Source organism: Agrobacterium vitis (assembly GCF_013337045.2).
GTDB classification, from domain to species: Bacteria; Pseudomonadota; Alphaproteobacteria; order Rhizobiales; family Rhizobiaceae; genus Allorhizobium; species Allorhizobium vitis_B.
Genome location: NZ_CP118261.1, coordinates 497492 through 510171, shown reverse-complemented (window position 1 = coordinate 510171; position 12680 = coordinate 497492). Strand labels below are relative to the sequence as shown.

At 56.4% G+C, this 12680-nt stretch carries 13 protein-coding genes; 8 read left to right on the top strand and 5 right to left on the bottom strand.

What is annotated here, in order from left to right:
- Positions 1 to 8: 8 nt before the first annotated feature.
- Positions 9 to 1460: an APC family permease gene (locus G6L01_RS25285; protein WP_060720063.1), complete on the bottom strand. Its 1452-nt coding sequence runs from the start codon at positions 1458 to 1460 to the stop codon at positions 9 to 11.
- A 260-nt stretch (positions 1461 to 1720) separates the two neighbouring features.
- Here G6L01_RS25285 and G6L01_RS25280 point away from each other — a divergent pair, with 260 nt between their 5' ends.
- Genes G6L01_RS25280 through G6L01_RS25265 form a run of 4 tightly spaced genes read left to right on the top strand, consistent with a single transcriptional unit; the run spans position 1721 to position 5813 of the window.
- The gene (locus G6L01_RS25280; protein WP_060720064.1) at positions 1721 to 2464 is read left to right on the top strand and encodes an IclR family transcriptional regulator; all 744 of its coding nucleotides are present in this window, start codon (positions 1721 to 1723) and stop codon (positions 2462 to 2464) included.
- A 42-nt stretch (positions 2465 to 2506) separates the two neighbouring features.
- A complete protein-coding gene (locus G6L01_RS25275; protein ID WP_070166124.1) occupies positions 2507 to 3790 on the top strand; it encodes a Tm-1-like ATP-binding domain-containing protein in 1284 nt (427 codons plus the stop codon).
- A complete protein-coding gene (locus G6L01_RS25270; RefSeq protein WP_060720066.1) occupies positions 3787 to 4437 on the top strand; it encodes an HAD family hydrolase in 651 nt (216 codons plus the stop codon). Before G6L01_RS25275 ends, G6L01_RS25270 begins: the two co-directional genes overlap by 4 nt.
- 17 nt (positions 4438 to 4454) lie before the next feature.
- A complete protein-coding gene (locus tag G6L01_RS25265) occupies positions 4455 to 5813 on the top strand; it encodes an aspartate aminotransferase family protein (RefSeq protein WP_060720067.1) in 1359 nt (452 codons plus the stop codon).
- A gap of 106 nt (positions 5814 to 5919) precedes the next feature.
- Here the strand turns inward: G6L01_RS25265 and G6L01_RS25260 are convergent, their stop codons facing one another.
- Entirely contained in the window at positions 5920 to 6531 is a 612-nt protein-coding gene (locus G6L01_RS25260) for an NAD(P)-dependent oxidoreductase (protein ID WP_060720068.1), read from the bottom strand.
- A 62-nt stretch (positions 6532 to 6593) separates the two neighbouring features.
- Positions 6594 to 7490, bottom strand: a complete 897-nt coding sequence (locus G6L01_RS25255; RefSeq protein ID WP_060720069.1) for an MBL fold metallo-hydrolase — start codon at positions 7488 to 7490, stop codon at positions 6594 to 6596.
- Positions 7491 to 7595: 105 nt separating this feature from the next.
- Here G6L01_RS25255 and G6L01_RS25250 point away from each other — a divergent pair, with 105 nt between their 5' ends.
- Positions 7596 to 8528 carry a LysR family transcriptional regulator gene (locus G6L01_RS25250; RefSeq protein ID WP_070166122.1) on the top strand — a complete coding sequence of 311 codons (933 nt, stop codon included), beginning with the start codon at positions 7596 to 7598 and terminating at the stop codon, positions 8526 to 8528.
- Positions 8529 to 8531: 3 nt separating this feature from the next.
- Here the strand turns inward: G6L01_RS25250 and hpaR are convergent, their stop codons facing one another.
- Entirely contained in the window at positions 8532 to 9041 is a 510-nt protein-coding gene (gene hpaR, locus G6L01_RS25245) for a homoprotocatechuate degradation operon regulator HpaR (protein ID WP_060716975.1), read from the bottom strand.
- A 73-nt stretch (positions 9042 to 9114) separates the two neighbouring features.
- On the bottom strand, positions 9115 to 9960 hold the full coding sequence (locus G6L01_RS25240; protein ID WP_060716974.1) for a helix-turn-helix domain-containing protein: 846 nt from the start codon (positions 9958 to 9960) through the stop codon (positions 9115 to 9117).
- Positions 9961 to 10065: 105 nt separating this feature from the next.
- Here G6L01_RS25240 and G6L01_RS25235 point away from each other — a divergent pair, with 105 nt between their 5' ends.
- The 3 genes from G6L01_RS25235 to G6L01_RS25225 all read left to right on the top strand — a co-directional run bounded on the left by G6L01_RS25235 (position 10066) and on the right by G6L01_RS25225 (position 12641).
- Complete coding sequence (locus G6L01_RS25235) at positions 10066 to 11631, top strand: 4-hydroxyphenylacetate 3-hydroxylase N-terminal domain-containing protein (RefSeq protein ID WP_060716984.1); 1566 nt, start codon at positions 10066 to 10068, stop codon at positions 11629 to 11631.
- Between the two features lie 11 nt (positions 11632 to 11642).
- Entirely contained in the window at positions 11643 to 12158 is a 516-nt protein-coding gene (locus G6L01_RS25230) for a flavin reductase (protein ID WP_060716973.1), read from the top strand.
- A 90-nt stretch (positions 12159 to 12248) separates the two neighbouring features.
- Positions 12249 to 12641: a 5-carboxymethyl-2-hydroxymuconate Delta-isomerase gene (locus tag G6L01_RS25225; protein ID WP_060716972.1), complete on the top strand. Its 393-nt coding sequence runs from the start codon at positions 12249 to 12251 to the stop codon at positions 12639 to 12641.
- Positions 12642 to 12680 lie beyond the last annotated feature (39 nt).

The window sequence follows — 12680 nt, the reverse complement described above, 5'->3', positions numbered from 1 at the left end:
TTAATCCGCTACACATCCTGTCCAGCACCCAAACGGGCAAATCGGGCCGGATCAGTCGATTTCAACCGTGCGGCGCAGATCAACCCAATGATGGCAGCAATCAGCACAAGGCCCGGCAGGACCACCGCCAGCACACCGCTTGCACCAGCAATGCTGCCGAAATTGGTGGAAATATAGAAGACCAGCCACGCCAGAATGACGCCGGTGATGATGGGCAGAACCTTGGTGACCAGCAGATTGTTTTCAAGCCCGGGATTGCGGCTGAAGAAGGCGACAATCGAAAAGGCGGTGAAAGCCATCAGCAGAATAATGGCCAGCGTGCCAACATTGGTGAGCCATGAGAACATCGCCAGCACCGGGTCTTGTCCGGTGAGGGCAAACACCGCCACGACCAGCACGGTAATCACCGTCTGAATCACCGAGCCAACGTGCGGGCTCTGGAAAATCGGGTGCGTGGTGCCGACGGATTTGGGCAGGAGGCCTTCACGCCCGGCAACGTACATGTAACGGGCAACGCCATTGTGGAACGCCAGAACGCCCGCAAACAGGCTGGTGACGAACAGGATTTGCATGACCAGCGTGATCCATGTGCCGACATAGCGCTCGGCGAGAACAAACAGGAACGTGGTGGGATCGGCAAGGCCTTGCAGCTCCGGCACCAGCTTGTCCACGCCCGCACCATTGACCATCAGCCATGAGGTCAGCATGTAGAACAGGCCAATGATCAGCACCGAAATATAGGTCGCACGCGGAACGGTCTTGTGGGGTTCGCGCGCTTCTTCGCTGTAGATTGTGGTGGCCTCAAAACCGATGAAGGAGGCAAAACAAAACAGGATGCCGATGGCTGGCGAGCCGCTCATCAGGGCGCCCGGCGTAAACGGAACGGCAGACAGGCCACTGTCTCCACCCTTGATGAAAATCGCAGCATCAATGACCAGCACCACGAGATATTCAAGAATGACGAGAACCGTCAGCACTTTGGCCGAAAAATCCACTCGCCGATAGCCAAAAATCGCAACGATGGCCACGCCGAGATAGGTCCAGACCCACCAGGGCAGGGCAAGGCCGAAACCCGCAAACAGGCCGGAGGTTGCGGCACCAAACATGCCGAAGATGCCAATTTGCATGGCATTGTAAGCCAGAATGGCGATGAGCGCCGCAGCCCCGCCCATCATGCCGCCAAGGCCTTGCGCCGTATAGGCATAAAAGGCCCCGGCATTGCGGATATGGCGCGCCATGGCAACATAACCAACGGCAAACAGCACCAGAATGGCGGTGACCAGCAGAAATGTCAGCGGAATGCCAGCGCCATTGCCAAGCAACATCGACAGCGGAACACCGCCTGCCACCGCCGTCAGAGGTGCCGCTGCCGACACCACCAGAAAGGTCACGGCTCCGACGCCGAGACTGTTCTTGCGCAGCTGATTTTCCTCTGCACTTTTCGAGAGTTGATGATCCATTGTTTTAACGTTCCCCTTTTGGATTATCCGATTTTGCTCAGGACATTTTTGTCGCGGCGAGCAGCTTCCCAGTGTCAATCCGGATCGAAGGGCGGGTGATTTTTATCTTGTTCTGCGCCAATCGGAGTATTGGTTCAAATAATGAACCGTAACTTCAAATATAGACTTGCAAATAATATCCATACCTGTCAACTTAATTCGCATGTTAAGTAGATTTGAGCCTTTCAGAGAATCTGCTGACGCAACGAGGGAGAAACCGTGTGAGCACCGTCGGGAAAGCCTTGTCACTGCTGGAGAGCCTGTCGCTGCTGAACAAAGACGCGGGGCTTACGGATATTGCCCGCCTTAGCGAACTCGATAAGGCAACCACACGGCGTTTGCTTGTGGAGCTGGAAAAACACGGCTTTGTCGAGCAGGATCAGGAGAGCCGGAAATACCGGATTGGATCGGCCCCCGTGCGATTGGCCCGCATTCGCGAAGCGCGTTATCCGTTTCTGCGCACGGCTATTCCCTTTGTCAAAGAGCTTGCGGAAGCGTCGCAAGAGACAGTGCATCTGTCGGAATTCACGGGTGGTCGTCTGGCGACAATTCACGTTGAAGATTCAACCCGTGCTCATCGCGTCATTGTCGAAATTGGCAGCTATCTGCCCTTTCATGCCACGGCTTCGGGCTTGGCCTATCTCGCTTTTTCTGATGCGCACCGGATTGATGCCGCTTTATCAAACCCGCTGGAATCCTTCACCGAGCATACGGTCACGGATGCGTCTGAGGTCCGAAAAATGCTGGCTGAAACGGTCGAGCGCGGATTTTCGATCTGCAAACAGGGGCTTGAAAGCGGTGTGGTCAGCACCGCGGCACCCATTCGTACACCAAGCGGCCAGCCGGTTGGTACCATTGCCATCGCCGCACCTCTGGTGCGTGCCAATATCAACACGCTCAACAGTTTAGGAGCATCGGTGGCCGAGGCCGCCAAACGCATTTCAGAAAAATATTACGGGTCCTAACGACCTTGGGGAACAGTAAAAACAACAAAGGGAACAGCTTGAATGAGTCTTCGAGCGTCATCAGCGATTGAAAAAAATCCAAATAGTCTCGTGCCGAATATTCTCGTCATTGGCACGGGCGATACCAAATCCGCCGAGCTTCAGTTTATGGCAGATATTATTCGCACGGCAGGCGGCGTACCCGTCATGGTCGATGTCAGCGTACTAGCGGACCCGCCCTATCAGCCAGACTATTCCAGACACGACATTGCCGCAGCCGCAGGCGTGTCCATTCAGGATATTATTGACAGCGGTGATGAACATTCGGCGATGGCGCTGATGTCGGAAGGGGCTGTTGCGCTGACCCGCAACCTCTGCGCAGCAGGCAAGGTGGACGGCATGATCGTTCTGGGCGGCTCCATGGGCACCGACCTTGCGCTTGATGTTGCGCTGGCAATGCCTCTGGGCCTGCCAAAATTTGTGGTGTCAACCATTGCCTATTCCCATCTTTTGCCGCCGGAGCGGATTGCGCCGGATTTGATGATGATTTTATGGGCCGGTGGCCTTTATGGACTGAACGGCATTTGCCGCGCTGTGCTGTCACAGGCCTGTGGTGCGGTGGTGGGGGCTGCGCGTGCAAGCGTGAAGCCTGCGGCAGACAAGCCGCTGATTGGCATCACCTCGCTTGGCTCGTCCTGCCTCAAATATATGAAACATCTGCGCCCCGAGCTTGAAAAGCGCGGCTATGACGTGGCGATCTTCCACTCGACAGGCATGGGTGGTCGTGCGTTTGAGGCGATTGCGGCGCAAAATGGCTTCTCTGCCGTTTTCGATTTCTGTGTTCAGGAAGTTGTCAATCACCAAAACGGCACGGTCGTCACGTCAGGCGCGGATCGTCTGGAAAACGCGGGTCGGTGCGGCATTCCGCAGCTGGTGGCACCCGGCGCCATGGATATGGTTGATCTCCCGGCCTGGCAACCTGTGCCCGCCGCTTTGGCGGATCGCCCTTACCATGCGCACAATCGGTTGCTTGGGTCTGTGACAACGTCGCATATTGGGCGACGGGAAACGGCGGCGCTGATTGGTGAAAAGCTCTCCCGTTCCACCGCGCCTGTTGCGTTTTTGCTGCCCTTGCACGGTGTGCAGGCATGGGATGAGGTGGGCGAGGCATTGCATGACCCGGAAGGGCTTGAGGCCTTCACGCAGGCCATGCGCCGCGCCATCCCCGATTCCGTGACGCTTCACGAGGTCGAAGCCCATATCAATTCCCCCACATTTTCCGCTCACGCTCTCGCCGTCTTTGACGACTGGGTCGCGCAAGGCATTATTCCGGAAGGCAAACCATGACAGGCAATCGTGCACTGATCCTTGATTTCGGCGGGGTTGTAACCCGCACCTTGTTCGAAACCCACGACATTACCGAGCGGGCTTTGGGGCTTGAACCCGGCACGCTCAATTGGCGCGGCCCGTTCGATGCTGATAATGATGTCCTTTGGGCATCAATGCAAAAGCGCGAGATCACCGAGCGCGATTACTGGATGCAGCGGACCCGTGAAGTCGGCAAGCTTGTTGGTGAAGACTGGACCGACATGCAGACCTTCGTGCAGCGGGCACGTGGAGCAGAGGCCGAATTGGTGCTGCGCCCGGAAGCGCGCGACGCCATCACCCGCGCCAAAGCGGCGGGGCTGAAACTCGCCATCCTGTCGAACGAGCTTGATCTGTTTTACGGGGTCGAATTCCGCAAACGTTTCCCGCTGATTGATCTCTTCGATGTGATCGTGGATGCGACTTATACGAAGATCCTGAAGCCTGATCCACGCGCTTATGAGCAGGTGATCAGCGAGATCGGCCTGCCGCGCGACGCCTGCGTTTTCGTTGACGATCAGTTGAAGAACATTGAAGGCGCGCAAGCGGTCAATCTTCCTTGTGTCCATTTTGACGTTACACGCCCTGCGGACGGTTACGCCCGCGCCCTTTCCATGCTTGGACTTTGAGAGAAGAGGATATCGCCATGCGCGAGACAAATTTCCTGACTGAAAACAATGCCCGCCATGTCTGGCATCCGATGGCTCATCCGGCCGAAATGCTGGCGAACCCGCCGCGCATCATTGCATCGGCATCCGGTGTTGAAATCACCGATATTGATGGCAAAACGGTGCTGGATGGGGTTGGCGGACTTTGGAATGTCAATCTTGGTTATTCCTGTGATCCGATCAAAAAGGCCATCAGCGAACAGCTGGATGTGCTGCCCTATTATTCCGCCTTTCGCGGCACGACCAATCCGCCGTTGATCGAACTGTCCTTCGAGCTTGCAGAGTGGTTCAAGGAAGATGGTCTCAGCCGCTCCTTCTTCACGTCAGGCGGCTCGGATTCGGTGGAAACCTGCCTGCGGCTTGCCCGCCAATATCACAAGGTCAATGGTCAGCCGGAACGCACCAAGTTCTTCGCGCTCAAAAAAGGCTATCACGGCACCCATTTCGGTGGTGCTTCGGTCAACGGCAATAGCAATTTCCGCCGCAATTATGAACCGCTTTTGCCCGGTGTTTTCCATCTGGCGGCACCCTATGCCTATCGCAATCCGTTTGGCCTGAATGATCCGGCAGAGATCGCCGCCGCCATTGCCCGTCAATTCGAAGATGAGATTGCCTTTCAGGGAGCCGACACCATCGCGGCCTTGATTATGGAGCCGGTTCTGGGGGCTGGCGGCATCATTGTGCCGCATGAAACCTTCATGCCGATGATGCGCGCCATCTGCGACAAGCATGGTATTTTGCTGATTGCCGATGAGGTGATTACCGCGTTTGGCCGAACCGGAGCATGGACCGGATCACGTTTGTGGGGCGTCAAACCGGATATGATGTCCACCGCCAAAGCCATCACCAACGGCTATTTCCCCTTTGGGGTGGTGATGATTTCCGACAAGATTGCGGAAGTGTTTGAAGCCAACAAGAACAGCATTGGCTCGATTGGCCACGGCTATACCTATTCCGGCCATCCCGTTGGCGCTGCCGCCGCACTGGCGACGCTGAAGGAAACCAGACGTCTGGACGTTGCCGCCAATGCTGGCGCGCGGGGCGATGAGCTTTTGGCGGGCCTCAAGGAATTGCAGACACGCCACGCATTGATTGGCGATGTGCGCGGCAAAGGATTGATGTGCGCGTTGGAACTGGTGAGCGACCGTGAGCTGAAAACCGGAGCGCCGAAAGATGTCGTGCAAAAGGTGCAGGATGTCGCCTATGACGCAGGCGTGATGGTGCGCACCTCTGGCTCCAATGTCATCCTTTCGCCATCGCTGGTGATCACCGCTGAAGATGTCAATCGCATCCTGACAGCGCTTGATGCCGGATTAAGTGCAGCGGGAGGGAAATGAGGTGACGGATACACTGGCGTTGGCGAGCGACGCAGAGACCCTTTTGCCGTCATGACAAAAACGCAGAGCGTTTCCGTTTCGAACGGAAACGCTCTGCGCGGTAATTTTAATAACCGACCGTAAATCTCTGCTTGATGTGCTTCGGTGTTTCAATTTCATCGACAAGCGCGATGGCATAGTCTTCGAAGGAAATCCGGCTGCCTTCGTCGTTGGCCAGCAATGTATCCTTGCCGAGACGGAACGTGCCGGTGCGCTCGCCCGGTTCGAACATTGCCGATGGAGACAGGAAGGTCCAATCAAGATCGTCAACGGTCTTCAGCGTGTCGAGAAACTCGCCGCCTTTGGTTGCTTCTGGTTTGTAGGCCTCGGGGAATTGCGGCGTGCTCAACAGTGTCACACCGGGAGCAACCTCAAGGCTGCCAGCGCCGCCGACCACCAGATAGCGGCGAACGCCCGATGCCCGAACGGTCTCGATCAGCAGATCCGGGTCGCTGGCGGTAAAGTGTACGGAGCTGATAACGGCATCATGTCCCTTGAGGATGAGCGCAAGCCCGTCCTTGTCGTAGACATCGCCCTTGACCGCAGTGACGGATGGCAAGGATGCAATCTTTTCAAGATTGCGGGCAATCGCCGTCACCGTGTGACCGCGATCAACCAGCTCCTTCAAAATACGGGCTCCGGCATTGCCGGAGGCACCGATAAGAGCAATTTTAGCCATAAGATGATCCTCTCAATGGTTGGTGTGCAACGCTTGCATCACGCTTGATGGAGACGTGGGTATCAACCCCACTTCATTTCACCTTTTGCCACCTTTGCACCCAGTTCAAGCGACGATGCGTCTGCCAGATTCGGATACCGCTTGGTCATGGCTGCGATCAGCTCGGCGCTGTCCTTGGTGCGGCCCATTTCTTCTTCGAAAGCAACCAGATAGTCGCGGGTAAACTTGACGGCATCGAGACCTTGTGGCGCACCTTCAACCTGATGGCCGGGAACGACGATTTTGGGTGCGCGGGCAATGATGCCGTCAAGCGCCTTGATCCACGCCGCACGAAGCGCAACGGTTGCCGTATCGGCGACCCAGACGTGGTTGCCGGAATCGACCAAAACGCCGCCGAACACGGCTTCAAGCGATGGCACAGAGAGATAGCGACGGTCATGCATATCCGGCACTTCAATGATGTCGATTGCATTGCCTTCGAGATCAAGCGAGGTGGCGTCGGAGGCTTGTGGGATTACCACGTCGGCCAGCGTCTGCGGGCCATTCTCCTTGAGCTGCGGTCCCCAAACCTTCAATTTTGCCTCGACATTGGCCTTGATGGCCTCAACGGTGGCTGGCTTGGCAATGACCTTCGCATCGGGAAAGGCTGTAACAATCGGGCGCAGGCTGAAATAATAGTCGGGATCGTTGCAGCTGATATAGATCGTGGTCAGGCGCTTGCCGGTTGCCTTGATGGCGTCAGCAACCGTTTTGCCATCGGCAAGGGTAAAGCCGCCATCGACAAGGATTGCATCTTTCTTGCCCGTGAGCAGCACAGGTGTGCGGCGAAAGCCTGCTTCATTGGCCTGAAAGAATGTCCATGCCAGCGGGCTGCCAGCCGCACGGGCCAAGGTCAGGGGCAGAGCGGCGGCAACGCCAGCAGCGGCGGCAAGTTTGAAGGTTTCGCGGCGCGTGATCATTGGAAAGTCCCTCGATGGTGAATTACTGTGCATCACTATCTCAGGTCTTGAATCGTCAATAAATATCATTCAATCATACAGACTGTATGATTGAATGAGACAATAATGAGTGACCTGCTGAATCTCAATCGGCTGATCTTCTTTACAGCTGTTGTCGAGGCGGGGTCTTTTACCGCAGCGGCGGATCGCATGGGTGTGGCCAAGGCCGTTGTCAGCCACCAGATCGCCCGGCTTGAGGAAGAACTGGGCGTGACGTTGCTGATGCGCACGACCCGCAGGCTGCATGCCACAGAGGATGGCAAGCTGTTTTATCAGCGCTGCGTGCTGATTTTGCGCGAGGCCGAAGCCGCCTATGGAGAAATGTCGCTGCGCAATGCAGAGCCATCGGGAACGCTGACACTGACCGCCCCGCTCGACTATGGGGCAGCCGTTGTGGCTCCGACAATTGCCGAGTATCGAAAAGCCAATCCTCAAATGCATGTTGATGTCATCTTTGATGACAGCGTCAGTGATTTGATTGCTGAAAAAATCGATCTGTCCATTCGGGTCGGGTGGTTGTCGGATTCCAGCCATCAGGCCCGGCGGCTTGGCACATTTGAACAAATTCTCGTCGCAACACCCGCCGTTGCCAGCGGTATTGCTGCGAATCTTGCGCCTGCGGATGTCGCACACCTTCCCTGGATTGCCAACAGAGCTTTGAGAAATGCCCTTCGCTGGACCTTCTCTCGTGGCAAGGAGGAGACGGTGACAGTAGAAGCCCAACCTACTGTGACCACGGATAAAACACCGACGGCCTATGCCTGCATGGCGGCTGGTGTCGGCGTTGCCGTGTTTCCCGATTATATGGTTGAGGCCGATGTGCGGGCCGGGAAACTGGTGCGCCTCTTGCCGGAGTGGACGCTGCCGCAGGGCGGCATTTATGCCGTGTTTCCACCGGCCAGATTTCGACCCGCCAAGGTGAGATCCTTTATCGATATGCTAATGGTGGCCGAGCGCAAGCGCAAAACTGCGATGCTTCCCACTGGCGGACCCAGTTGACGATCAATCTTCTTGCGGTGATCCGCCAGCTTCGTTGCGATAGGAGGCAAGTTCGTCCAGAAGCTCTAGCAAAATCTCCATCCGCTCGCGGCTGAAGCGATTTTCGAGGTCCTGATAGATCTTGCGGCTGTCGGGCATGACCTCGCGAATGATCATGTCTCCAGCAGGGGCGATTTTGAGCAGCACGCGGCGCCCGTCGGCGCTGTCCTTGTGCTTGGAAATAAAGCCGCGTTCTTCCAGCGAGCGGATCATTCGCGTCAGGCTGGGGGCCAGAATAAAGGCGCGTTCGGCCACTTCTGAAGCGTCCAGCGTGCCAGCCTCGTGCAGAACACGGATGACGCGCCATTGCTGTTCGGTCACATCATGCTGCGCCAGCATGGGCCGAAAATGGCTCATCACCGCCTCACGGGCGCGCAACAGGGTAATGGGAAGGGAACGGCGCGTGGCGCGCGGTGCGGTTACACCTTCCAGCGCCTCTGCGTTTTCATGCGGTTTCAGGGGTCCGTCAGCCATTTTCTTCCAACTCTTATATTATCTTAACACGTTCATTGTTCCATTCCGGCCCGGATCGCAAGACTTGGCAGTATCAGGCGGGTCGGTTTTTTTGTCCATTGCGCCATTCGCCCGGCGGCAGGCCGGTGCGATTGTTGAAAAAGCGGGAGAAATAGGCCGGATCGTGAAAGCCGATTTCATAGGCCACATCTTCAACCGAGCGCACTGTAAACAAAAGAAGCCGCTTTGCTTCCAGCAGGCGGCGCTCATCAATGAAAGCCTTGACCGAGAGACCATAGGCCTGCCGACAGGATTTGCCGAGCAAATGCGGCGTGGTGCCAAGCGCTGAAACATAGTGTTCAACGGGCCAGTTTTCACGAAAATGCGCATCGACCAGACGTCGGAAGGCCTGCGCCAGCCCATTGCCGCCTTTTGCCGGGGCATGGTCAAGGCTGGCGAGGTCATTGGTGGCAACAGCCACCAGCGCCGCAAGCGATGCCGCATGGCCTTGCCGATAGTCATCATGCAGGCGCTGCATGATGACGAGAAGCTTGCTCCACGCGGGATGGTCGCTCTGCCCACGGGCCATGATGGGTTGATCGAAATCGAGAGATGAAAACGCTGCAATTTGGGGAAGGGCGCTGTCAGCAATAGAGGCAACAATCGCATCGGCAACATCGGCTGCCACTGTAAATCCGTGCACCACGCCGCTTGGTACAAAAGACACAGCCGGTGCAATAAAATCCAATTGCTGATCTTCGATGAAATAGCTGCCGTGACCGCTGGTCCAGAGGGTTATTTGCGCCATTCGATCATGTTTATGGGCATCGACACGGCCATAATGCATGTGTCTGCGCTCCATCACGGTTTCGACATGCAGAAAACCAATGTCCAATTGCTTGTCCGGCTCGCCGTAAATGAAAAAGCTGGGAACAGTCATGAGAAGGCATCCGCCGAAAAAAGTACAATTGATTTTGCCATTCTGTCCATGGTTGACACGAATGGCAAGGGCTACGGTTTGATCATCGTCAAGGGAGGAACTGAGATGAAAGCCGAAGATTTCCGCAGTGAAAAAACACGTCCATTCACCGGTGCTGAATATATCGCATCGCTGCGCGATGGACGCGAAGTCTATATCAATGGTGAGCGGGTAGACGATGTTACCACCCACCCGTCCATGCGCAATTCCGTGCGCTCTCTGGCCCGGCTGTATGATGCCCTGCACGATCCGGCCAAGAAGGATATTTTGACCACGCCAACCGATACTGGCAATGGCGGCTATACCCATAAATTTTTCAAGCATGCCAGCTCGGTTGAGGATCTTGTTGCCCAGCAGGGCGCGATTACCGAATGGGCGCGCATGACCTATGGTTGGATGGGCCGCACCGCCGATTATAAAGCGTCGTTGATGAACACGCTGAACGTCAACGCCGAATGGTATGGCGATTATGCCGACAATGCCCGCGCGTGGCACAAGCGCACGCAGGAATCGGCGCTGTTTCTCAACCATGCCATCGTCAATCCACCGATTGATCGGCACAAGCCCGCCGAGCATGTGAAGGACGTTTTTGTCCATGTGACCAAGGAAACCGATGCGGGGGTTTATGTCTCCGGGGCCAAGGTTGTGGCCACATCGTCGGCGCTGACCCATTACAATCTTCTGGCGCAGGCGTCTGCCACCGTCACCGAAGACCCATCCCTGTCGCTGACATTCATTGCTCCGATGAATGCGCCCGGCATCAAGATGTTCTGCCGCACCTCTTATGAGGAAGCCTCAAACCGCTTGGGCCAGCCGTTTGACTATCCACTGTCATCGCGGTTTGATGAAAATGACGCCATTCTCGTGCTCGACAACGTGTTTGTGCCTTGGGAAGACATTCTGATTTACAAGGATGCCAAGCGTATCCTGTCGTTCACGGTGATGTCCGGCTTCATGCAGGGCTTCTGCTTCCAGGGCTGCGGTCGTTTTATCGTCAAGCTGGAGTTTCTGGCGGGCCTGCTGGCCAAGGCACTCCGCGCCACTGGCGGCGATGCGTTCCGTGGCAATCAGGCCATGCTGGGCGAGGTGATTGCCCTGCGCCACAAGTTCAAGGCGTTTTACGATGCCATGGCGCGCAATCCGCAGGAGTGGGTGGGCGGTGCCAAATTGCCGAACCTCGAAGCGGCGCTTTGCTACCGCGCCTTCATGTCGGATGCCTATCCGCGCATTATCGACCTGATCCGCCGCTCTGTGGCCTCCGGGCTGATTTACCTGCCATCATCGGCCAAAGATTTCGCCAATCCCGAGATTGATCGCTATCTGGCGCAATATGTGCGTGGCTCCAACGATATGGGCCACAAGGAGCGCATCAAGATCATGAAATTGCTCTGGGATGCGACGGGCACCGAATTTGGCGGCCGCCATGCGCTCTATGAGCTGAACTATGCCGGAACGCCCGAAGATGTCCGTCTTCAGGTGTTGAAGGGTGCCGAAAAGGGCAGGGTGCTGCGCGATATGGAAGCGTTGGTGGATACCTGCATGGGCGATTACGACGAGCACGGCTGGACCGGCGACACCTGGCTGCAACCGCTTGACGGCCGCGCGGATGCTCTGCGCGATGCCGCTGAATAAGGACGGCGGTCATGCTCCCTACACCTGTATCGCAAGCCGAATTTCGAGACGCTATGGCGCGGGTTTGCGCGCCAGTCAATGTCATCACCACCAATGGACCCGCCGGACGCGGCGGGTTCACCGCCACCGCCATGTGCTCGGTAACGGATGAGCCGCCAACCTTGCTGGTGTGCATGAACAGTCGCTCGGCCCAGACCGGACTTTTTATGGAGAACCGCCGTTTTTGCGTGAATGTCCTGACAGCCGATCACAAGGATTTGGCAGGCTTTTTTGCTGGCCGGGAGCAGGATATGGCGTCGCGCTTTGCCGCTGCGGATTGGGTCGAGTTTGCCTCCGGCAATCATGCGCTGGCGGGAGCCATAGTCTCATTTGATTGCTACCTGAAAGAAGCCCGTCTGGTGGGCACGCACAATATCATGATCGGTGAAGTTGTTGACATTCGCACCCGCAGCGATGGGGACGCGCTGCTGTATTTCGATCGGAGCTTTGTCAACGTCGCCTCACCAGCAATGGCACTGCCGCGATAATTATGATGCGGACCGCTTGACACCCTCGCCAATATATTTAACATGATAACTACATTGGCGGGGAGCCAACTGGTCAGCGGTGGAGGAACTATGCCGCATTTCAATATTGAATACTCATCCAACCTTGATGGTCGGGTTGATTTTGATGCTCTGTGCGGCCGAATTCTGGATGAGCTGCTGGCAACGGGATTGTTTGAAATTGGCGCGGTGCGGGTTCGAGCGTTTCGTGCAGAGGCTTATGCCATTGCCGACAGATTGCCAGAAAACGCCTTCATCGACATGTCGTTCCGGGTGGGTGTCGGTCGCAGTGCCGAGGATAAAAAGCGAGTGGGTGAGCGCATTTTTGCCGTGGTGACGGAAGAACTCGCCACCCTCTTTGAGACGCCTCATTTCGCGCTGACGCTGGAGATCCGCGAGATCGATCCCGACCTGAGCTGGAAAAAGAACGCCATCCATCCACGGCTACGACAAAAGACCGGCTGACGGCTCACTTTCGGCCCCCAAATCCAACAGAGATTAATG